Genomic DNA, 21,382 nt, shown 5'->3' with positions numbered 1-21,382 from the left:
TGGCGTGTACGGTTTAGCAGTGGATTAGATTCAAAGCGTGTTTGCATTTGTGTATTAACCTACGCTGTAAAGACGTGGCAAACAGATGCACAATTCATCCCGTCTCTTTCCCCCTCATTCTTTTCCTCAAGCGAGCGTATTGACTGTAGATCCAAGGTGATTCTTTCGTCAGGATCGGGCCAAGCACTGCCAGAATCAACACATATAACACGGCAAAAGACTGAATGGATGCCATCAGGCCTCCTGCCTTGCCGATATTCGCCATAATGATAGAGAACTCTCCACGGGACACCAGCGTGAATCCCACATTAAGAGAAGCGCGTGGAGACATCCCGGAGAGTCTGCCAGCGATCATGCCCGCACCATAGTTGCTGGCAATGGTCAGAATAACGGCAAGCACGGTCATTCCAACGGCTCCGCCAAGGGTCGAAGGTTCAATGGTCAGGCCAAAGCTGAAAAAGAAGATCGCCCCAAAGAAATCTTTGAACGGCATAATCTGATGCTCAATTCGGCTGGCATGTCTGGACTCCCCCAGAACCAGCCCCATCATCAGAGCTCCAATCGCTTCGGCTACATGCAGCGTTTCCGAGAAACCCGCCACCAGAAAGAGCAACGTCATAACGGTAAGCAGAAACAACTCCGATGACTTGATGTTGAGTGCCTTATCAATATACTTGATGCATTTCCTGCCTATGATTAGAAATAGCACAATAAAGAGCAGCGCAGACAAGGATACGAGCAAGACGCTGAGGAATGAGGTAGCCCCACTAAGTACAAGCCCCGTCAGAATCGAGATATGGATGGCAATAAACAGATCATCAAACATGATCATGCCCATAATAATCTCCGTCTCCGGGTTCGCCGTGCGCTTCAGATCCACGAGTACTTTAGCCACAATAGCTGTGGAAGAACTCGTCATAATACCACAGACAACTAACGTTTCTTTGAGTGGCAGTTCCATGAACCATCCTAGCAGCAGACCGGAAGCAAAATTTAGTCCAACGTAGAACATACCTCCGGTCAGAATGGCTTTGCCCGACTTCATCAGGCGGGAGACCGAAAATTCCAATCCCAGATAAAAGAGCAAAAACAGAATACCCAGCCTGCCCATAAATTCAATAAATTCCGAGCTTTCGATAAAACGCAAATCCACAATGCCGATCTGTGGTGCATGCGGTCCAACAGCCATACCAATCAGAATATAGAAAGGAATGACCGAAAATCGTAATTTTGCAGATATTAGCCCCGTAAGTGTAATCAGCGCAACGGCAATTCCCACTTCGAATATGAGCATATCCATAGGCTAGAGCCGTCCATTGGATAACAACTGTTTTAACAGTTTGATCTGATCCCGTTCACCAGCGACAACAACCGTTGCCCCCGCGGTAAAGGTATAGTCAGGACCTGGATTAAACTGTTTCATCCTGTTCTTCTCCACCACAGCAAGAATAACTGCTCCTGTTGCCTGGCGAATATTCAGTTCTCCGATCGATCTTCCTATGCTCTCTGAATGCGGCTCAATACGGAGCCACTCAATTAACAGTCCCTCCAGCATAACTTCACGCTCATCCTGAAAGGTTGGTTTGTACGTCATGCCACCGACAATAGCCGCAACCGCACGTGCCTCATCATCATCCAGTGTGACCAGTGACACCATATCTCCCAATTCTTCAGGCGAATCGCCTGATTCCATGTGAAACAGGTCACGTCGCTCATCATTATGGATAACGATGACCAGATGCTCACCGCTGCGTGTGTGCAACCAATATTTGCGTCCAATTCCCGGCAAATCCGTCTCTTTAAAGTGCATGATCTGCACCCCCAGTGGACATCCGATTCAAGGACTCATTGTTTAACGTAATATCCGTAATGCGTACTCGCATGGAGCCAGCCGGTATATTAATCGACCTCACTTCTCCCTTGAGCCCAAGCAATAATTGCCGCCCCACAGGGGAGAGGAAGGAAATATGCCCCGCATCCGGGTCCGCGTCATCCGGCATAACAATGGTGAATGAATCAGATGTATGGAAGTCAACGTACTCAAAACGGATTAAACTACCGATAAGTACCACCGATTCCAGAGCTTCATCCGAACCAAGGAGCAGCTTCTCCACACACGTGGTATAGTTTGCGAGCAGCCGTTCCATCTGCGAACGTTCCGGATCACGCACGTCAAAATAGGCGTCGAGAAATGTTCTTTTCTCTTCACCGAATATAATGAGCTGGTTCACCAGCATTTCTCTGCAATTTTGAAAGGAGGTCCTATGGTTCATAATAAATCTCACCTCCTATACAAGCCCTGTTCTCCATGTTGATTCGCATGTTTTTCTTCATCATGTTGTTCTCCTCCTTCATATAGATAAAAAAACCACGGATACCGCGGTCTTACTACCATCTTACCAAAACAAATTTTTTAATCCAGCTATTCTGTTAACTTTGCGTTGTATAATGATAAAAAGGGCGTCAATCCGGCTTCCAAACTTAACCTTTACATCATATGACAGATCCATAGAAGATTTTAATAACGTCATAAAAAACATTTTATGGGTTTTCATCTCGTATTTTTATTTTGTTTCCTGTATATTTAACTACAAACTTTTATGCAATTTATACAAATAGCCATCCCAAGACTTTAACACAATAAAGGAGTGCATTGAAAAAGTGTCGACTATAACTAAGGATTCAACTCAAGTAACTGCCGCAGAGTATGTTCATTCCGTTTACGAATCGGTTATCGCCAGAAATCCACAGGAAAGTGAATTCCATCAGGCTGTCAAAGAGATCCTGGACTCGCTTATTCCTGTCATTGCAGCTCACCCGAAATATCGGGAAAATGGCTTGCTTGAACAGCTTGTTGAGCCAGAACGTGTCATTACGTTCCGCGTGCCTTGGGTAGATGATCAAGGCAAGGTACAAGTAAACCGTGGATTCCGTGTTCAGTTCAACAGCGCAATTGGTCCTTACAAAGGTGGACTTCGTTTCCATCCTTCCGTTTACTCGGGAATCGTTAAATTCCTGGGATTTGAACAAATTTTCAAGAATGCCCTGACTGGCCTGCCAATCGGCGGTGGTAAAGGTGGTTCCGACTTCGATCCAAAAGGAAAATCAGATCTGGAAGTCATGCGTTTCACTCAAAGCTTCATGACTGAGCTGTACAAATATATCGGTTCCGATGCGGACGTACCTGCCGGGGACATCGGTGTAGGTGCACGGGAAATCGGTTATATGTTCGGACAGTACAAACGCATCAGCGGTGGACACGAAGCTGGCGTTCTTACAGGTAAAGGGCTCCTATACGGAGGAAGTCTTGCACGTAAGGAAGCTACCGGATTCGGATGCGTGTACTTTGTGAAGGAAATGTTGGCATCTAAAGGACTGAGCTTCAAGGACAGCACCGTGGTTGTCTCCGGTTCGGGTAATGTATCCATCTATGCCATTCAGAAGGCTCAAGAGCTTGGAGCTAATGTTGTCGCGTGTAGTGACTCTGGTGGTTATATCTATGACGCTCAAGGAATCAATCTGGATACCGTAAAAAGATTAAAAGAGGTTGATCGTCTGCGGATCAGCGAATATGTCAAAGAGCATCCACATGCCGTGTATACCGAAGGCTGTGAAGGCATCTGGTCTATCCCTTGTGATATCGCGCTGCCTTGTGCAACGCAAAATGAAATCGACGAACAGGCTGCTGCATTGCTCGTGCAAGGCGGAGTTAAAGCGATCGGTGAAGGAGCAAACATGCCTTCCACTCTGGCTGCGATTGACGTTTTCCATAAAGAAGGCGTTCTGTTTGGACCAGCCAAAGCGGCTAATGCTGGCGGGGTTGCCGTGTCCGCACTTGAAATGTCGCAGAACAGCATGCGGTTGTCCTGGTCATTTGAAGAAGTGGACGCCAAGCTGCATGACATTATGTCTAACATCTACACTAGCTGTGTTCAGGCAGCGGATGAGTACGGCTGTGCAGGTAACCTGCTTGCCGGAGCGAACATCGCTGGCTTCCTGAAGGTTGCAGACGCCATGCTTGCGCAAGGTATCGTCTAATTCTAATTGTGTTATAGTTGCTAACTAACTAAATAAACCGCCTTCCATCACGGGAGGCGGTTATTTTACATTTCTAATGTCATTTATGGAGTTTAATCCGGTATCAGAATCGCCATATGATCCATATCGGAATTGATCGAAATCCAGTGTAATGGTAAAGTTGTACTGACCTTAAAATAGCATTTTTTTTAATTAAAGGAAGTGTATAAATGACTAATCAAGCATTCAGTAGCAATCAGGCTACTCTGCATTTAAGCGCAGACTGTGAGCAATGTTTTGGTCTATGCTGTGTCGCCTTGCCGTATGGCAAATCCTCAGACTTTGCTTTTGATAAATCCAGCGGTACTCCCTGTTCCAATCTTCGTACCGATAACCGCTGTGGCATCCATACACAGCTGCGACAGAAAGGGTTCAAGGGCTGCACAGTCTACGATTGTTTCGGAGCTGGTCAGAAACTATCACAAATTACATATGCGGGCAAGGATTGGCGTAATCATCCGGAATCAGCTGCTGAAATGTTCGATTGCTTGCCTGTCATGAAGCAGCTTCATGAGATGATGAGCTACATCAATGAAATGCTAATGCTGCCGGAAACATCATCCATCCATGCCGCGTTGAAGGACGTATATCGGGAAACGGAACGACTGACCGATCTGGAGCCATCTGCCATATTACGTCTCGATATTCCTGCACATCGGGCGGTGGTGAACGAACTGCTTGTACAGGCCAGCGAGATGGTGCGGGCAAAGGTCCCAGCTTCGGGTAAGGAGCCTTCCAAATCGAAGACCAAAAAGCGTATCGGAAGAGACTTTCTGGGTGCCAATCTAAAAGGAGCTGACCTTCGGGGAGCGAGCTTCAGAGGTGCATTAATGATAGCGGCTGACCTACGAAACGCAGATATGAGAAAGACCGATCTAATTGGGGCTGACTTGCGGGATGCGAATCTGGGTGGAGCGGATCTGAGAGGCAGCATCTTTCTGACGCAATCCCAGCTCAACTCGGCAAAAGGCAGTGCAGATACCAAGTTGCCGGATCATTTAAACATTCCCTCACACTGGCTGTAGGGAAGACTGTCCCAAGATGAAGTATGAATTATGAATGAATATGAATAAACCATGAATATGCACTGATTCGTATGTATAACACAAACAGCTCGTCCCTCTGTTTAGAAGGACGAGCTGTTTGTGTTGTATTACATTTTAGATATGAATTAATCAGGTCTTACAACTGCGGTAATGAATTAACGGACTACAGCAAGTCGCGGCGAAGGTCCTCAGCCGATTTAGGAGACAGGTGACCGAGTGGGATATCAAATACTGTCTTAGCCCCTTTGTGTCCTTCCAGACTCAAACGTTGTGCGGCTCTTGCATAAGCCACCAGTACACTTGCGGTAAATTCAGGATTGCTGTCGAGCTTCAGACCAAACTCAATAATTTGTTTCTGGCCTGCACCTGTAACTCCACTACGAATGACAAATCCACCGTGCGGCATGCCTTCATGCTCAGCCTTCAATTGCTCTTCAGTAATAAACGTTACCGTTGTATCGTAATCCGAGAAATAGTTAGGCATAGATACAATCGTTTCACGAATCTCGTCCTGATTTGCACCAGCTTCTGCAACTACATAGCATTGACGCAGATGCTTCTCACGTGTGGTCAATTCTGGGGTCTCCCCAGCACGAATGCTGTTGATTACTTCTTCAACAGGTACAGTGTATTGCACACCAGCCTTAACGCCAGGAACACGACGGATGGCATCGGAGTGACCTTGGCTTACTCCTTTACCCCAGAACGTGTACTCTTTTCCTTCTGGCAGGATCGATTGAGCAAGCAGTCGGTTCATTGAGAACAAGCCTGGGTCCCAACCTGTGGAAATGACGCTCACGTGGCCACCTTGCTCTGCCGCAGCGTTAACTTCTTTATAGAATTCAGGGATTTTGGCATGTGTATCGAAGCTATCCACCGTATTGAACAATTTTGCAATTGCAGGTGTCTGCTCCGGAAGATCGGTTGCCGAACCTCCACACAGAATCATCACATCAATTTTGCCTATGTATTGCTCAGCAGCAGAGATATGTTCGAAACGAACCTCTGTACCTTCTGCAACCATCTGCTCCGGGTTACGACGTGTAAATACAGCAACAAGCTCCATATCCGGGTTTTGAGTAATAGCTTTCTCTACACCTTTGCCCAGATTTCCGTAACCTACGATACCAACTTTGACCATGTTCAATCCTCTCCTGTCTTCATCTATAGTTGCCTACTTTATCTAGTATAATGATATAACATAACATGTAAATTGTCAGGTTTCCAGTTTGAAATAAAAATACCTTGCATGCAGAGCAGCAAGGCCTGATATATTCCTTTTATTCTAATCACGTCCAACCGAATGGATAAAAGGTATGGCACCCACGGAAGAAGTAGCAAACAAGACGGAAACGGACAATACCGTTAGAGACAACAGACAACTTGCCAGGAGTAAGGAAAGGAATCTTAAAGCGGTTCTGATCTTTTTCATCCATCCTACCTCCTCATCTTGTTTGCTATATTTTGGCTGGATTATGTTCTTCATAGTTCACCGGACCGCCTCACCAACTCCAAAATTTCATTGGCGACAATATCCGGCTGACTGTTATGAATATCGTGTTTGGCGTGTGCCACAGTGACCTGTGTTCCTTGACTGGACCATGAAGCAAAATCGGCTTGATCTGCCTGCCATGCCCGGCTGCCTTCGCTCGGTTTCTCTGAACCGGCCGTCAGAATGGTTAGCGGGAAGGAGAATTCCTTTTTATGCTCCAGGATATGGGCAGCGTTCTTCTTGGAATTGCGCATCTCTCCAATCACGTTGTCATTGTAAGCATGCTTGAGTGTGGATATGGTGGCTGCCTTTCTCATTGACTCCGTAACGAGATCCGGGTTAACGACCAAAGATTCGGTTAACCGATCCGAATGCAGCAATGTCCGCACAATTCCTGTTTTCACCAGAAGACGGGCTGAATCGAAATACCAATCCGATTGCTCCATAGCCACAGTGCTGTAATATTCGGGACTTCCTCCATCAATCATGACCATGCCAGCTACCTCATCGGGGTACATTTGTGCGAATCGCACGGTCTCCAGAGATCCGAGAGAATGACCTACCATGATATACGGCGGACGTTGGCCGGATACTCGCAGCAATTGATGGATTTCCTCTGTAATGGTATCGATATCACGTGGCCGATCCGTATAATCGCTATACCCGTAACCGAACCGATCATACACCGCAATTTTCACCTGGGATTTCAACTTGTTATATAGCGGGCTGAAATCAACATACGGATTGGGCGTACCCCAGCCTGAAGCGAGAACAACTGTCGCATTTCCTCTTCCCGTTGTATAGAGATGCATGTTACATCCGCTCACCTCATACATCTTGCCTGGTGCAGTATAAGATTTCATGTCCTGTGTCGACTGATACGCCTCGTACGCGGTTCCTGCCAGCAGCAGAAGCCCTGTTGCCAGCAGCAGGCCCCCCAGCCCCTTCAAACCTCTCCGTAACCCCTTCTTCATCGTTCTCTACCCCTTACCCGAATCATCTTCTATATGTATTCTTCAATCTTACCCAAGTACGGATGGAAACGGAACGATCCCGGGTCCAGTTCTTTCCCCAACCTAAGTCTAGTTCCACCCCCTACCCGCATACCATTGAGACCTGCACCAAAGGGAAGATAATCATATAGACAACGTAAAATAACCGCAAATTCCCGATAACGGAAACCTGCGGTTTGGATGATATTCATTTTGTAAAAGGTAAATACACCCTCTGCAATCTACAATTGCAACGTGAGACCCACCGGGCAATGATCACTGCCCATGACATGGCAATCAATATGTGCATCCGACACCTTCGGAGCCACCTGATTGGAGACAAGGAAATAATCGATCCGCCATCCAACATTACGCTCTCTTACCTTGGGCATGTACGACCACCAACTGTACACATCCGTGCGATCCGGGTACAAATGGCGGAAGCTATCCACATATCCGGCAGCCAGCAGATCGGTCATCTTGCCTCGCTCTTCCAGCGTGAATCCCGAGTTGCCCAGATTGGGTTTCGGATTCTTCAGGTCGATCTCCTGATGGGCTACATTCAGGTCACCACATACGATAACAGGTTTGGTCTGCTCCAATTGCAGCACGTACCCTCTGAACCGATCCTCCCATTCCAAACGATAAGGAAGTCTGGTCAGATCCCGCTTCGCGTTGGGGGTATATACGTTTATTAAATAAAAATGATCAAACTCCAGCGTAATCATTCGGCCTTCCGGTTCGCTATCTTCCTCGATCCCGTACCAGACAGATAGCGGCTTGATCCGGGTAAATACGGCTGTGCCGGAGTATCCTTTTTTGACAGCATAATTCCAGTATTGATATACGTCTTCTCCCAGATCCATCTCGATCTGTCCTGCCTGCAGCTTGGTCTCCTGCACACAGAAAATATCGGCCTGACTCTCGTTATAATAATCCATGAATCCTTTGGTAACACATGCCCGCAATCCATTCACATTCCAGGACACCAGCTTCATATCCTCATCTCCTCACATCTCCCCAATATAGCATGGGCGAATTCGGAAGGACAAGCTGAGGTGTGACGATATCCAAACAGAATGAGGGCTTCCTAAGCTATATGCTCACTGATACAACCAGGATAATGCTTCGGGCAGATGCTTGGCAAAAAACAAAAGATCATGCGTCCCGCCCTCTTCCTCCACGTAATTCAGCCGCTCGGCAGGATAACCCTGGGCCAAAATCATGCGACACGCAGAACGTGTATTTCCCAACATTTGTGCTTGGGCATTAACCTTGTACACACCTTCCAGACTCCCAACGTACATATACAACTTCAAACCGCGGCGTTCAGCCCAGGAATAGTCACTCATATAATCGAGGAAACCTTCATACCACATTGAGGCTGATAACGTCCCAACCTTTCCAAAGATATGAGGGAATTCCATCGCCGCAAACAGAGAGATCAGCCCACCGAGCGAACAACCAAGTATACCTGTATTCTCTGAATCTGCAAGAGTACGGTAAGACGAGTCCACATACGGTTTCAGCTGCTCAGTGATCGCCTTCAGATATATGCTTCCCTGACCGCCAAAGGCCGAAAAGGATGCATGCAGCGCTGGTACAGGCCATGGCGTGTAGTCATCGTTGCGATTGTGAGGTTCAATACCGACCAAAATCAATTCAGGCAGTTTTCCGGAGCGAAAAGAATGATCCAGCAGATTGCTGCAGGCTTTGGCTACCGCACCTCCATCCTGAATATAAACGACCGGGTAATGACGATCTCCCTCTGTGTAAGATGGCGGAAGCAGCAGATGGAGCGTCCAGCCATTAACCGACTCCTGTACCCATTTACTCATGTATGGAACCCTTCCCTCCTGTTTCAAATCTGGCTTGTTACATCCGGTTCTTGAGCAGTAAAAAGATGAAATAAGGAACGCCAATAATGGAGATGACGATGCCCACAGGCAGTTCTGCCGGGGCAAACACCGTTTTGCCAATCAAATCCCCTACAACAACCATCGCCATGCCAACCAACCCGGATATCGGAATGACCCGTTTATGGTGAAGCCCCACCAGCCGCCGTGCAATATGAGGAGCGATTAACCCAACAAATCCGATACTCCCGGATACGGCAACACAGGCACTGACGAGCCCAACACTGCCCAGCAACAATATTTTTCTCTCCCGATGAACATCCACGCCGAGTCCCATGCTGCTGGCCTCCTGCAGCTGCATGACATCCAGCACACGGGATTTAGCCCAAAGCAATGGAATCAGCAGAACCAGCCATGGAATCATCGCCGATATGTATCGCCAATTGGCATTATAAATGCTGCCTGTCAGCCAGACGGTAGCCATCTCAAAATCGGACGGGTTCATCTTTAGGGAAAGATAAAGCGTAATTGCACTAAAACCTGAACCGATGGCAATCCCGACCAGAATAAGCCTTTGGGAATCCAACTGACCACGCTCCTGTGCAAACCACAAGATGAGAATAACTGCCGTTAATCCACCCACCAGGCCAAACAGTGGCATCGCCATAATGGACAACCATCCTGTACCTGCTATGGACCCATGGAACAGAAGCATAAAGAGCACCATTGCTGTTCCGGCACCTGCGTTAATCCCAAGCATGCCGGGGTCAGCCAGCGGATTGCGGGCGATGCCCTGAATAACAGCTCCGGCAATCCCGAGTCCCAGGCCAAGCAGTAATGCAATGACAATACGCGGCAGCCTGAAATCAAAAATGACCAGATCATGCTCATGGACAGGGTCCAGCCGTAATAACGTTTTGACCACATCCATCACCGATATGTCAAACGCACCATTAGTCAAACTGATATAAACGGCTGCTGCAATGATTATTGAACTTATGAAAATGACGGCCCATAATCTTCCCCGCTGCGGTTCAGGCATGTTTTCCCCCTCCTTTGGTTTTGATCAGATAAAGGAAGAAGGGAACGCCAAATAATGCGGTGACGACTCCAATTGGTGTTTCAAACGGAGAGTTAATGAAACGACTCAAGATGTCACACCAGGCCAAAAAGAATCCGCCCAGCAGAGCGGAACACGGAATAATCCAGCGGTAATCTACCCCGAAGAGAAATCGGGTAATATGCGGAACCAACAAACCGACAAAAGCGATTTTGCCCGCCAAAGCCACAGATATTCCAGTCAGGATAACCACACTCAGTATCGATAAAGCCTTAACCCATCCGGTACGCTGCCCCAGGCTTGTTGCCACATCATCGCCCATCGACAGAATGGTAATAGACTTGGAAAGAATGATGGCTAACGCCAGTCCCACCACAGCAAATGGAATAATCAGCTTGATCATGCCTGGGTCCATCTGATGCAATCTGGCGTTATACCAGAAACTGATCGTTTGAGACACCTGATAATAGGTAGCCACGGCCTGAGATACACCACCGAGGAATGTACCAATAATCGTGCCCAGAATGGCAAGCCGAACAGGCGACATGCCGCCCGGCAGTAACCAGGCTATGAAAAATACCAGTCCTGCTCCAAGTGCCGATCCCGCCAAAGAGTAAAATATCAGACCAAGAGATGACGTGTTCGGCATAAATACCATACATAAGGTGATGACCACTACCGATCCATCGGATACCCCCATAATGGAAGGGGATGCAAGATAGTTTCTTGTCATCCCCTGCATAAGTGCACCTGACACCGCCAGAAAAGCCCCGATCAATAGAGCACCAATAACACGCGGGAGCCGGGATGACACGATGATCTGGTGATCGATGCTGTCTGTATCAAAATGGAAAATGGCTGCCGTTATGGTCGAAACGTCAATGCTCTTGGCTCCGTACATCACGGACGCCAGAATGGTAACTGCAATGAACAGAGGTGCTGCTGCGAACAGCACCACCGGATTCAATCTTCTTTTTTGCATAGGAGTATACACGCCTTGCTCTAATTATTTGGATAACTGCTCAACTGCTGCTTTCAGGAATTCAATACGACTCCAGGCCGGACCACCTTCAGCCAATGGATCAATGACATTGACAAAAGCATGATTTTCCTTCAGCGCGGTTGTCTTCTGGATAATCGGGTTGTTTTGCAGATCTGTCAGGGCATTCGGGGTGTCGGAGTTCTCGGATGTCTCAAATTGTACAAACACATAATCCGGGTTCATCTCTGCAAACTTCTCTACCGAAAGTGCTTCCTGTGCTTTGGCTGCCTGAATCTCGGCCGGAACCTGGAATCCAAGGTCTCCATACAGAATCGGATTCACAAAGACAGACTCAGGATACACATACATTTGTCCGTTACGAATACGTACTGCCAACACCTTTTTGTTTTCCAGTTTGTCCCCAAGTTCAGCCTGGGCAGTAGTCAAAGCAGCCTTATACTGTTCAATTTCCTGTTTGGCCTGTTCCTGTTTGCCTGTCAGCTCAGCCAGTAGATTAAGGTTCGACTCCCAATCCGTAGCAATATGAGACACCTGAATAAATGGCGCAATTTTGCTTAACTGCTCGGCCACTTCAGGTTTAAACTTCGTAGAACCCAGGATAATATCCGGTTTCAGGGACAGAATGGTCTCAAAGTTAGGCTCAATCTTCTGCCCAATGGACTCAGCTTGATCCGTGATAGAAGCATACATCTCCGGGAATTCGCCGCCAAAAGTAATAGCCCCTACCGGATGTACATCAAGAACCAGTGCATCCTCCATGGCTTCCATGGAACCGGTAATTACAATACGGTTAACCTCTGTCGGAACCGTGTACTCCTGATCTAAGTATTTAATAGTTCTTGTGCCTTCAGCTGCCTCAGCTGTATCCGTTTCATTGGTCGTCGCCGTTGTTCCAGTCGAAGCCGAATTCTCCGCAGTCCCTGACGCGTCCTCTTTATTGCCGCACGCTCCCAATACAGCGAGCATACATATCATTACCAAACATAACCCCAATTTCTTTTTCATCTCTGGTGATCCCCCTTCAATTTCGATTATTCTAATTGAGAATAATAATCATTATTGAATGATAAACAAGATTGACCGACAGAACCATGGACTCTGTCCTGAATCTCTATGGATTTTTCACCGATAGCGATCCATCAGATCGTCCAGGATGCGTTCGTTGGCGAGGGGCGAGTTCTCAAGCCAGGGATCAGCCGGGATGATGAACAACCGGTTATTCTGAACAGATTTTATATTTTGCCACAAGGAGGTTTTCTGCACATCCTCCCAGAAGGATAACGTCTTACTCTCTTGACATACCATCAGAAATATCCAATCGGTCTGCATTTCATCCAGCTGTTCCAACGTAATCGGCTCGTTATATATCTCCCCTTCTTCACTGATATGGGCTGGTTTGACTGCCAAATCTCCATATAACACTTCCAACATGGAAGGTGAACAATAACGTGTGAACTGGTGTTTTAACAAACGGACAACGACTACCTTCTCGTTGCCAAGCTTTTGATGCATCATCGTTTTGACCTGGTCCGCCTTATGATCATAAGTTTCCAGCCAACTCTTGGCATCCTGCTGTGCCCCCAGTTGTTCAGCCAGAATCTGAAGCTGTGAACGCCAGTTGTGATCTGAGACCGTGAGGTAATGAACCGGCGCAATACTTTCAAGCTGTGCTTTCTCCTCAGGTCGCAAGTGGTCGTAACTGATAATCAGGTCCGGCTGATGCTCCTGCAGAGCCCGAATTTTGGATTGCCATTCCATGTCAATCCGATAGGCACTCAGATGTACAGGAATGTCCTTGCCATACATTCGATAATAATACGATGTCCATTTCGGGTGCAGCGGTGCCGCATAGGGAATCATGTTCAGGGCCAGCAAATGTCCTGTAATCGCAATGTGATAGGCGGCAATTTTACGGCGGCGGCTGTTCATATATACCGAAGGGGATATTCCCATGGCTTTTTTAAATTTGCGACTGAAGTAAAATTCGTCCTGATATCCAACCTGATGAGCAATATCCCGCAGACGCATTTCAGTACCGGCCATCAATTGTTTTGCCCGGTTAATGCGGAGTGAAGAAATATAATCAGTTGTACTCATTCCATTTCTTCGCTTGAACAGGTCCACATAATATTTCGGACTCAGCCCGGCCATGCCTGCCAGATATTCCACGGTTAGATTCTCATTGGAATGCTCATCGATATAATCTTTGGTACGCTGGATCATCATCTGGGAATCTTCCTTGAGCGGAGGTGATGCTTCCGTAAGGCTTGCAAGCAATTGGAGAAACTGCACATGTGCCTGAAATTGCCCCATGGCCCTGCCACTATGCCACAGATTGTGTATTTCTTCGCACATAAATGAGAGCTGAACAGTGGGTGACACTGCCAGCTCCTTGCCAGATCTGAACATCGGGGTATCTTTAACCACATGCAAGGTGTCAGGATCATCATGCAGCTCTTGATAAAGGTCAAACCGCATGATCGTTACTTCGGCTCCTTCATCTCCGAAAGAAGTCAGTCCAAAAGTGGATTCGGGTACACAGGAATATACGCCTTGTGCATGGATATGGATAGACCCCCGATCCAGTGTCAGTAATGCTTCACCACCTGTGACCATGACAAGCACATATGACGAGGTATGCTGCTGGGGAATGTTCCAGTCCGAAGTGGATTTCATTTTCTCCATGTCACGCAATTTTATAGTCAATCTGTCGAGCAGATACGTGGAATCCACCTCTTGATTAGGGTATAAGTTAGGGGAAATCATCTATTTATAGGCCTCCATTTGATAACCATTCTCAATAACTATCATCAGTATATCAAATTTTCGGAGACCCCCGCATCTACTAGTTCTTTCATGATGGTACTCAACCCGTTCAATCTCTGGATGCAAATCGCAGTGCCCTGTTGATCAACACAGGCAATACCGAGATATGACCTTCATCTTCAAAACAGATAAAATCAGCGCGGACTCCCCTAGCATCGGCATGGTTCAACCATTCGGTAAACACTCGGGAACGTTCAATCACCCCGCTGGGATGACTCCCCTCCAGTTCTCCTACTGCAAGTAAAACGTGAATTTTCATACGATTATCCAGCATACGGGAAGCAAACGTCTCTTGCTGCCGGGCGATCCAGGCCGAGTTCCAATGAAGAGACGGACTACCTGCAATGTAATTTCGGTATGTTCCCGGACGTTCCAGTAACAACTGCAAAACAAATAAGCCGCCCAGCGAGTGCCCCACAACGGATTGTCTGCTCCTATCAATGGCATAGCGTCGTTTAATATCCGGCTTCAATTGTTCCTCGATAAATTGGGTGAATGCTTCAGCGCCGCCATGCTCCGGCCAAGTTGCTCCATCCGGTCTCCGGGGTAATTCCTCTTCGGGAACCAACATCATAAAGTCATAGTGCCTGTCCGGTGGAAAGGCTTCCCGGGCTGTATACCCCACGCCAACAATAACTGCCGGAACAACCCCGGTCTTCTCCGGGCGTAAAGATTGTACACGCATGGCCTCAACCATCGTACCAAACACCGCATTGGCATCCAGTAGATAGATCACGGGATATCCGGAAGCTGGCGGGGCGCTCTCCGGCACCCAAACTCTGATCTCGTACTCTCTTTTGGTCTGTTCTGCACGCATGCGGTAAAAGGTGGTTCCCGGCAAAGTTACCTCCGGTTCTGTTCCGTCATGTCTCATCACTTGTTTCAATGAAGTATTCCTCCTGGTTGCTACGGCTTTAGTCTCCGATTATATCCAAGGTAGGTCCGGCCTTCCATGGACGAATCACCCATTTCCATATGGAAAATGCACCGCTTCATTGCACGCATGGCTTTTCCATTTCCATGAAAGAACAAAGCCGGCCCCCTTGACGGGGTAACCGGCTCTGTTTTGTTTTGCTTTGTATTGTATTGTAGGGTTCTGTTTTTCTATAAAACATGTCCGTCGCTTTAATGCTATTTTAGACCTGTTGTAGCAATACCACGAATGATCTGCTTCTGAAAACACAGAAAGAGAATGATCAATGGCAGAACCGAAAGTGTTGCTCCAGTCATAATCTGCACCCAATTGCTGCTGTCCTTAGCCTCGCTGGAGAAGAAAGCCATCCCGACCGGAATCGTAAACATCTCCTCACTCTGTGTAATAATGAGCGGCCAGATGAACGAATTCCAACTGCCCAGGAATGTCAGAATGCAGAGGGTAGCGAACGCTGGCCTTACCAGCGGAACAGCGATCCGAAGGAAAATGCCCCATTCTCCCATGCCATCAATTCGTGCCGCGTCCAGTAATTCCGAAGGAAGAGATTCCATGAATTGCTTCATTAGAAAAATGCCAAACCCGGATATTAAACCTGGAAACAGAATTCCCCAGTACGTATCCATGCCGTTAAAACTGCTGGATACAAGATACCATGGAATAATCAGCATTTCAGTCGGCACCATCAATGTACTTAGAATGAGTACAAAGATAACCTGTTTCCCCCAAAACGTAAATTTGGCCAGAATGTATCCCGTAATGGAATCAAATACGCAGACGCTCACGGTGGCAATGACGGCTACATATAAACTGTTCAACATCCAGCGGGGAAATGGAGTTCCCTGAAAAATAGCCGCATAATTATCCCATGTGACTCTGGAAGGGATGAGGCTTAGAGAGTAGATTTCATCCAGCGTCTTGAACGACGTCGATATCATCCATAGAAACGGAAACACCATCAACCCAAGTCCAAGCGTAAGTAAACCATAACTGATCAGTGACCCGGAACGTTTCCAGCGGAGTGTTGTTCGGGTATCGGCCCATGCGGCAGATCTGCTCATGCTTATAAAGCACCCTCCTTCCTTTTACTCCTGTTGAAAACGACTGCCAAGCACTTTAAGCTGAACCAGAGTCAGCATGAATATGATGACAAACAGAATGACGGTGGCTGCCGAGGCCAGGCCCATATCAAAACTCTTGAAAGCCAAATTGTATATATGAAGCACGACAGATATGGTGGAGTCCAACGGCCCGCCTCCAGTCATATTCAGCACCTGAGTGAAGGATTGCAGAAACCCAATGCTTGCCATGACGACAGATAGAAGCATGACCGGGTTCAACAGAGGGATCGTAATATGCACAAAGCGCTGCCAACCCGTGGCTCCGTCTATGGCAGCCGCCTCATAATACAATTTGGGGATGTTTTGCAGACCCGCCAGGAAAATGAGCATCTGAAATCCGATATTTTGCCATACCATCACCGCAATAATCCAGAAGATGGCCTGTGTGGGCGAATACAGGAAAGATTGCGGCCCAAGGCCCAACTCTATAAATAGAGCATTTACAATCCCGTTCTTCATCAGCAGCCACCGGAATATCCAGCTTACCGCCACTACACTGGTTACATACGGGATAAAGTAGGCCGTCCTGAACAATCCGCGCAGCTTCACCACTTGCTGGAGAAAAAGAGCCACGATTAATCCGGCAATTAACTGTGCAGGCACTCCAACAACGACGTAGATTCCTGTGTTCACCAGCGACTTGAGGAATAGAGGGTCACTTAGCAATGTCGCATAATTATCAAAACCCACAAAGGGTTTATCCGGTGACAGCATGCCCCATTCGCGAAAGCTTACGTTAAAGGAATACAGAATCGGTAAGATGCGGATGACTACAAAATAGATCAGCGGAATCAACAAACCGCCATAAATGAATAACCGCTGTTTATGTCTGTAATTGAGTCTTCCAATTCCCGATCCGAACCATAAACGCCGTTTCGGCCGCGAAGGGATCACCCCGGTAGTCCTCATAGCTGCGCAGCCTCCTTGAATGAGAACTTATTTTTTCTTATCCTGTTTCGTCCAGTAGTCGTCATAGAGCTTCTGGGTTTTGGTCACCAGATCATTGAAAGCCTGCTCTTCCGGCACATGATTAAGCAGCACCTCATCCACAGCGTTCACAAACAACGTACGCTCCTGCGTCTCATCAATGAAGAAGTGGGCGTTGGCATCGTTCAGTTGGGAGATAAAAGGGCCAAGCAGCGGGTCATTCACATACTTATCCTGAAGAGCAACTTCTTTCTGTGCGGGAAGTTCACCGACCTTCTCCACCCATTGTTCCTGAACGCCCTTGCTGATCAAAAACTGTAAAAAGGCCGTAGCTGCTTCCAACTTCTCTCCGGTAACATTGGCTGGAATCGCATTAGCCCAGAATGAAGCCTGTGTGGATTTTCCTTTATAACCCGGCAACGGTGCGACAGCAAAATTCAAATCGGGAGCGTCTTTTTTGATAGATCCCAATCGATATGAACCATCGACGTTAATTGCGGCATGGCCCGTTTTGAATGCATTGGCATCATCAGTGTAAAAGCCGTTAATTCCTACCTTATGCACGGTTGCAAAATCAACCAGATACTTGAATGCTTCAAGCCCTGCAAAGGTATCATTCCACAGGATTTTCCGACGATCCTCGCTCGTATCTTTGCCTCCCGCTTGATATAACAATCCGTCTCGGAACCAGTGATGAAGCTGGGAACCTGGTTCCCATGCGAAACCCTCTGTCACCAACTGCCCATTTTTGTCCGTTTCCGTTAATGCCTTGGCATCCGAGACAAGCTCTTCCCAAGTCGTAGGCGGTTTGTCCGGATCAAGTCCAGCCTTGGTGAACAAGTCCTTGTTATAAAACAACCCCAGCGTTCTCACGCCTGTAGGCAGAGCATAATAGCTTCCGTTTAATTTGGCTGTATCTACAAAAGGGAAAAATGCCTCGGCGATGCCCGGAAAGCTGCTTTCCGGCAACGGCTGTAAATAACCGGATTGCACATATTTGGGCAACCAGCCGTAATACAGATTGATGACATCCGGTCCTTTTCCAGCGGGAACCAGTGTAGCTACCTTTTGATTGTACTGGTCGTACGGAAAATTGGTTTGTTTGACTTTGATGTTGGGATGTTCCGTCTCGAATTCCTGGATTAAGGTATTGATCAGTTCAACCTTGGCTGGAAATTCATACTGCCAGTACTCAATCGTGATGGGCTCCGTCTGATCACCCGAAGCTGTAACACCTGCTGAACCAGACTCTTCGGATGGCTTGGATGAACAGGCTGTAATGCTCAATAAGAGTAAACCTGCAATCAATAATTGCAGGGTCTTGCTTGGCCTGAATGAAAAATAACCGGATTCCGTCAAGTGAAGCCACTCTCCCCTCTTTTGCAACAAAAGTGTTATAACGTTCTTTATTTCCTTGGCTTACGCGTTGGTGGAACCGACGGCTTTGCCAACAGGCAGCTTCAACAGACGTCTTGCGTTATTTCCGAAGATGAGTTCAATGTCCGCTTCAGGGAAGCGAAGTTCACGACATACCCGGACCTGATCCTGTAAATAACGATAGGGATAACCACGCGGAAATCCGCTCGCATCCGTTCCAAAGATGATTCGCTCTGGACCCAGCAGCTCGTATGTTTTGCGGAATAACGTCTCCAGGTTCAGCTCGTAGGGCATCCAACGTACCCACTGATTGGAACCCGAGGTGTCGATGTATACATTAGGGCAACTCCAACTTAGATGCAGAAGCTCCTGGAAATACCCTGCGCCAAAATGAGGGATGATGAACGGAATATCCGGATAGGCACGGGCCGTATTAAAGATGGCAAGCGGATTGATGTTGGGATGATGAACGATGCCTCCGGCATGACCAAGCATGCCAAAATGAATTAGGACAGGCAGGCGGCGCTCTGCAAGAAATGCCCACACCGGGTCGAGCGAAGGAGAGTCAAAGGCAATCTGGGTGAGGGGACCAAACAACTTATATCCTCGCAATCCGAGCTCATCAACTGCCCTACGCAGCTCAATGGATGCATCTTCATTCTCAATGGGATGATAGGCGAATCCGGTAAACCGATCCGGGTATATGGATATTTGTTCAGCCAAGTTGTCATTATCCAGAGCCGTCAGAAAGTTAAGTCCAGCAATATTGTATTTGTCCAATTCATCTACCCACCGTTCGATTAACGGCCGCGCAGCTTCCTCTCCCTGCTCCTCCACCGCCGGGAAGTCCCAGGTTAGTCTCATTCGCTCACTGCGTTCCTTGCCATATCGCGTCACCAACTCATGGTTTTTATATGAGGAAAGCAAAAGTTTATAAGGCAGATGGGCATGGATGTCAAAAACTCGAAAGTCGGGATTGGAGAACATTGATTTTGCTCCTTCCATTTAGATTCTGTTAAGCCAGCCGTTTAGAATTAAATCCAGTTTTGCATCTACAGAACGGAGTTTATTAGTGGTATCAAGACTCCATTGTTCCTGTGTGTCAAGACGGAGCGCTTGGGCCTCCAATGCTCTTGCCACTTCTTCCGGATTGGGTCCACCACGCACATGCCGAATGTGTACAAAATGCTCGGGAGATATTGCTTCCTCTAATTGCTCATAGGTTAGGGCAAGCGGCTTGGCGGCAATTTCCTGTACCGCTGTGTTCACAACCTCCCAGTTCAATCCCGAAATAGAAATACCAGATTCCGTCAGCTGTGTTACAATCCGGCTTACGATGGAATGAGCTTGTCGAAACGATAATCCTTCTGTGCGGACCAGCGTATCTGCAAGTTCGGTAACCATGGCAAAACTACGCTCTGCCCGTTCACGCAGCAATGACACATTGACCTTAAGGGTATCCATCACTTCGGACAGCAAGCGATATACGGATTCAAGTGTATTCAGACTTCTCCATACATAGGGCTGCATATCATCTTCGGTATCTACAATGTCACCAAAGGGTGTGTTATGCATCATGTTAAGAGCAGTTGCTGCATCCCCTTTGGCACTTGAAAGGAGTGAACGGGCGTGTTCAATCGATACCGGATTCCGTTTTTGCGGCATAATTGAACTAATCTGAACGTAAGGGGCAGCTACAATTAATGCACCATATTCCTGTGTGCACCATAACAGCAGATCCTGAACGAAACGTCCCAGATTGATAGCTGCCAGTTGGGCTACAGAGGCGGCTTCACCTGCATAATCTGCACCGCTGACGGCATCATAGGCATTCTCAATAATGCCATCAAAGCCGAGCAATTCTGCGGTTCGGTCTCGACAGACCGGAAATCCAGAAGTGGTGAGAGCAGCCGCACCAAGACTGCTGCGATTGCAGCCTGTATAGGCGGATTTCAACCGATCGAGATCCCGTTCAAGGGAATCGCTAACGGCACAGATGTAATGGGCAAGTGTGGTCGGCTGGGCTTGTTGGGTGTGCGTGTGAGCAATCATGAGGGTATCGATATGACGTAATGCAAATTCTCTTAGGCTTCGGTGTAATGACAGCCCTGAGGAAATCGCTGAGTTCAGCTTCTCCCTCAGCACCATACGATACATGGCGATTCCCATATCGTTTCGGCTTCTGGCTAAGTGCAGATTCCCGACAGAGGGTCCGCCAAGCTTCTCTAGTTCAACTTCGACTTGGTAGAACAAATCTTCAACGTGGGAGGAATACTCGCTCGTTCGGAGCCCATCCACATCCAGACTCTGTACAGCCGAAGCGATGTGGCACGCTTCTTGCTCCGGAATGATGTGTTGTTCACGGAGCATAATTAGATGTGCTTTGTTTACGGCCATCATGGGGTTCAGCAGATGCTGTGTGGCCTGGTTATAGGCGGGTTCAAGTACAATTTCGGCATAGGTTTGACTGGGAAAACCAGACACTTGTGTTGGATTCGTTGACGTTGACTTCACCTTCCTTGTTCTTCATCTGAATATACAGAGATCTGAAATGCCGACTAATCAGGTCGGAATGTTTAGTTCAAAACTCTACCACTATTTTGGTATACATACAACTTTATCCTTAATCAAAATTTTCTATTGTTGTATCGGCTTTCTCTATAACCTGTTCTAT

The 21,382-nt window shown here is 47.5% G+C and carries 21 protein-coding genes; 2 read left to right on the top strand and 19 right to left on the bottom strand.

All coding sequences use genetic code 11. From position 1 onward, the window contains the following. Positions 1–94: 94 nt before the first annotated feature. The 3 genes from BLV50_RS20470 to BLV50_RS20460 are packed head-to-tail and all read right to left on the bottom strand — an operon-like array spanning position 95 to position 2,273. Positions 95–1,300 carry a cation:proton antiporter gene (locus BLV50_RS20470; protein WP_090809709.1) on the bottom strand — a complete coding sequence of 402 codons (1,206 nt, stop codon included), beginning with the start codon at positions 1,298–1,300 and terminating at the stop codon, positions 95–97. Between the two features lie 3 nt (positions 1,301–1,303). Further along, on the bottom strand, positions 1,304–1,810 hold the full coding sequence (locus BLV50_RS20465; RefSeq protein ID WP_063565368.1) for a cation:proton antiporter regulatory subunit: 507 nt from the start codon (positions 1,808–1,810) through the stop codon (positions 1,304–1,306). Then, on the bottom strand, positions 1,800–2,273 hold the full coding sequence (locus BLV50_RS20460; protein WP_063565367.1) for a GreA/GreB family elongation factor: 474 nt from the start codon (positions 2,271–2,273) through the stop codon (positions 1,800–1,802). Before BLV50_RS20460 ends, BLV50_RS20465 begins: the two co-directional genes overlap by 11 nt. 388 nt (positions 2,274–2,661) lie before the next feature. Here BLV50_RS20460 and gdhA point away from each other — a divergent pair, with 388 nt between their 5' ends. Both gdhA and BLV50_RS20450 read left to right on the top strand, forming a co-directional pair. Then, positions 2,662–4,038 carry an NADP-specific glutamate dehydrogenase gene (gene gdhA / locus BLV50_RS20455; protein ID WP_063565366.1) on the top strand — a complete coding sequence of 459 codons (1,377 nt, stop codon included), beginning with the start codon at positions 2,662–2,664 and terminating at the stop codon, positions 4,036–4,038. Positions 4,039–4,247: 209 nt separating this feature from the next. Beyond that, entirely contained in the window at positions 4,248–5,102 is an 855-nt protein-coding gene (locus tag BLV50_RS20450) for a pentapeptide repeat-containing protein (protein ID WP_090809707.1), read from the top strand. A gap of 184 nt (positions 5,103–5,286) precedes the next feature. Here the strand turns inward: BLV50_RS20450 and BLV50_RS20445 are convergent, their stop codons facing one another. The 16 genes from BLV50_RS20445 to argH all read right to left on the bottom strand — a co-directional run bounded on the left by BLV50_RS20445 (position 5,287) and on the right by argH (position 21,222). Continuing rightward, positions 5,287–6,264 (bottom strand): diaminopimelate dehydrogenase, encoded by a 978-nt coding sequence (locus BLV50_RS20445; protein WP_371121655.1) that lies wholly within the window; start codon positions 6,262–6,264, stop codon positions 5,287–5,289. Between the two features lie 144 nt (positions 6,265–6,408). Continuing rightward, positions 6,409–6,555, bottom strand: coding sequence for a hypothetical protein (locus BLV50_RS32850; RefSeq protein WP_177031231.1), 147 nt, complete (start codon positions 6,553–6,555; stop codon positions 6,409–6,411). 50 nt (positions 6,556–6,605) lie between these two features. Then, positions 6,606–7,589: an alpha/beta fold hydrolase gene (locus BLV50_RS20435; RefSeq protein WP_090809703.1), complete on the bottom strand. Its 984-nt coding sequence runs from the start codon at positions 7,587–7,589 to the stop codon at positions 6,606–6,608. Between the two features lie 29 nt (positions 7,590–7,618). Further along, on the bottom strand, positions 7,619–7,819 hold the full coding sequence (locus tag BLV50_RS33135; RefSeq protein WP_218135418.1) for a hypothetical protein: 201 nt from the start codon (positions 7,817–7,819) through the stop codon (positions 7,619–7,621). 30 nt (positions 7,820–7,849) lie between these two features. Beyond that, the gene (locus BLV50_RS20430; RefSeq protein WP_090809701.1) at positions 7,850–8,605 is read right to left on the bottom strand and encodes an exodeoxyribonuclease III; all 756 of its coding nucleotides are present in this window, start codon (positions 8,603–8,605) and stop codon (positions 7,850–7,852) included. 105 nt (positions 8,606–8,710) lie between these two features. Then, entirely contained in the window at positions 8,711–9,445 is a 735-nt protein-coding gene (locus BLV50_RS20425) for an alpha/beta hydrolase (RefSeq protein WP_090809699.1), read from the bottom strand. Positions 9,446–9,482: 37 nt separating this feature from the next. Beyond that, complete coding sequence (locus BLV50_RS20420; RefSeq protein ID WP_090809697.1) at positions 9,483–10,505, bottom strand: FecCD family ABC transporter permease; 1,023 nt, start codon at positions 10,503–10,505, stop codon at positions 9,483–9,485. Further along, positions 10,498–11,505 carry a FecCD family ABC transporter permease gene (locus BLV50_RS20415; RefSeq protein ID WP_064636053.1) on the bottom strand — a complete coding sequence of 336 codons (1,008 nt, stop codon included), beginning with the start codon at positions 11,503–11,505 and terminating at the stop codon, positions 10,498–10,500. Before BLV50_RS20415 ends, BLV50_RS20420 begins: the two co-directional genes overlap by 8 nt. A 24-nt stretch (positions 11,506–11,529) precedes the next feature. Continuing rightward, positions 11,530–12,531 carry an ABC transporter substrate-binding protein gene (locus tag BLV50_RS20410; RefSeq protein WP_090809695.1) on the bottom strand — a complete coding sequence of 334 codons (1,002 nt, stop codon included), beginning with the start codon at positions 12,529–12,531 and terminating at the stop codon, positions 11,530–11,532. 117 nt (positions 12,532–12,648) lie between these two features. Beyond that, positions 12,649–14,292, bottom strand: coding sequence for an AraC family transcriptional regulator (locus BLV50_RS20405; protein WP_090809693.1), 1,644 nt, complete (start codon positions 14,290–14,292; stop codon positions 12,649–12,651). 109 nt (positions 14,293–14,401) lie between these two features. Continuing rightward, entirely contained in the window at positions 14,402–15,226 is an 825-nt protein-coding gene (locus tag BLV50_RS20400) for an alpha/beta hydrolase (protein ID WP_090810017.1), read from the bottom strand. A 257-nt stretch (positions 15,227–15,483) separates the two neighbouring features. Further along, entirely contained in the window at positions 15,484–16,344 is an 861-nt protein-coding gene (locus BLV50_RS20395; RefSeq protein ID WP_064636047.1) for a carbohydrate ABC transporter permease, read from the bottom strand. Positions 16,345–16,368: 24 nt separating this feature from the next. Beyond that, positions 16,369–17,313: a carbohydrate ABC transporter permease gene (locus tag BLV50_RS20390; RefSeq protein WP_090809691.1), complete on the bottom strand. Its 945-nt coding sequence runs from the start codon at positions 17,311–17,313 to the stop codon at positions 16,369–16,371. Positions 17,314–17,340: 27 nt separating this feature from the next. After that, entirely contained in the window at positions 17,341–18,717 is a 1,377-nt protein-coding gene (locus BLV50_RS20385; RefSeq protein ID WP_256338004.1) for an extracellular solute-binding protein, read from the bottom strand. Positions 18,718–18,750: 33 nt separating this feature from the next. Then, positions 18,751–19,695 carry an amidohydrolase family protein gene (locus tag BLV50_RS20380; RefSeq protein WP_090809687.1) on the bottom strand — a complete coding sequence of 315 codons (945 nt, stop codon included), beginning with the start codon at positions 19,693–19,695 and terminating at the stop codon, positions 18,751–18,753. 18 nt (positions 19,696–19,713) lie between these two features. After that, positions 19,714–21,222, bottom strand: coding sequence for an argininosuccinate lyase (argH, locus tag BLV50_RS20375; RefSeq protein ID WP_256338003.1), 1,509 nt, complete (start codon positions 21,220–21,222; stop codon positions 19,714–19,716). Positions 21,223–21,382 lie beyond the last annotated feature (160 nt).

Origin of the sequence: Paenibacillus sp. 276b (genome assembly GCF_900107875.1) — a bacterium.
Taxonomy (GTDB): Bacteria; Bacillota; Bacilli; order Paenibacillales; family Paenibacillaceae; genus Paenibacillus; species Paenibacillus marchantiae.
Note: the sequence above shows the minus strand (reverse complement) of the source record. Positions and strands in the feature narration are given on the sequence as shown.

What these genes read in the sequence shown, in the direction of transcription:
- BLV50_RS20470 (WP_090809709.1), bottom strand. Translation starts at nt 1,300, where the DNA reads ATGGATATGCTCATATTCGAAGTGGGAATTGCCGTTGCGCTGATTACA.
- BLV50_RS20465 (WP_063565368.1), bottom strand. Translation starts at nt 1,810, where the DNA reads ATGCACTTTAAAGAGACGGATTTGCCGGGAATTGGACGCAAATATTGG.
- BLV50_RS20460 (WP_063565367.1), bottom strand. Translation starts at nt 2,273, where the DNA reads ATGAACCATAGGACCTCCTTTCAAAATTGCAGAGAAATGCTGGTGAAC.
- BLV50_RS20450 (WP_090809707.1), top strand. Translation starts at nt 4,248, where the DNA reads ATGACTAATCAAGCATTCAGTAGCAATCAGGCTACTCTGCATTTAAGC.
- BLV50_RS20445 (WP_371121655.1), bottom strand. Translation starts at nt 6,264, where the DNA reads ATGGTCAAAGTTGGTATCGTAGGTTACGGAAATCTGGGCAAAGGTGTA.
- BLV50_RS32850 (WP_177031231.1), bottom strand. Translation starts at nt 6,555, where the DNA reads ATGAAAAAGATCAGAACCGCTTTAAGATTCCTTTCCTTACTCCTGGCA.
- BLV50_RS20435 (WP_090809703.1), bottom strand. Translation starts at nt 7,589, where the DNA reads ATGAAGAAGGGGTTACGGAGAGGTTTGAAGGGGCTGGGGGGCCTGCTG.
- BLV50_RS33135 (WP_218135418.1), bottom strand. Translation starts at nt 7,819, where the DNA reads ATGAATATCATCCAAACCGCAGGTTTCCGTTATCGGGAATTTGCGGTT.
- BLV50_RS20430 (WP_090809701.1), bottom strand. Translation starts at nt 8,605, where the DNA reads ATGAAGCTGGTGTCCTGGAATGTGAATGGATTGCGGGCATGTGTTACC.
- BLV50_RS20425 (WP_090809699.1), bottom strand. Translation starts at nt 9,445, where the DNA reads ATGAGTAAATGGGTACAGGAGTCGGTTAATGGCTGGACGCTCCATCTG.
- BLV50_RS20420 (WP_090809697.1), bottom strand. Translation starts at nt 10,505, where the DNA reads ATGCCTGAACCGCAGCGGGGAAGATTATGGGCCGTCATTTTCATAAGT.
- BLV50_RS20415 (WP_064636053.1), bottom strand. Translation starts at nt 11,505, where the DNA reads ATGCAAAAAAGAAGATTGAATCCGGTGGTGCTGTTCGCAGCAGCACCT.
- BLV50_RS20410 (WP_090809695.1), bottom strand. Translation starts at nt 12,531, where the DNA reads ATGAAAAAGAAATTGGGGTTATGTTTGGTAATGATATGTATGCTCGCT.
- BLV50_RS20405 (WP_090809693.1), bottom strand. Translation starts at nt 14,292, where the DNA reads ATGATTTCCCCTAACTTATACCCTAATCAAGAGGTGGATTCCACGTAT.
- BLV50_RS20400 (WP_090810017.1), bottom strand. Translation starts at nt 15,226, where the DNA reads ATGAGACATGACGGAACAGAACCGGAGGTAACTTTGCCGGGAACCACC.
- BLV50_RS20395 (WP_064636047.1), bottom strand. Translation starts at nt 16,344, where the DNA reads ATGAGCAGATCTGCCGCATGGGCCGATACCCGAACAACACTCCGCTGG.
- BLV50_RS20390 (WP_090809691.1), bottom strand. Translation starts at nt 17,313, where the DNA reads ATGAGGACTACCGGGGTGATCCCTTCGCGGCCGAAACGGCGTTTATGG.
- BLV50_RS20380 (WP_090809687.1), bottom strand. Translation starts at nt 19,695, where the DNA reads ATGTTCTCCAATCCCGACTTTCGAGTTTTTGACATCCATGCCCATCTG.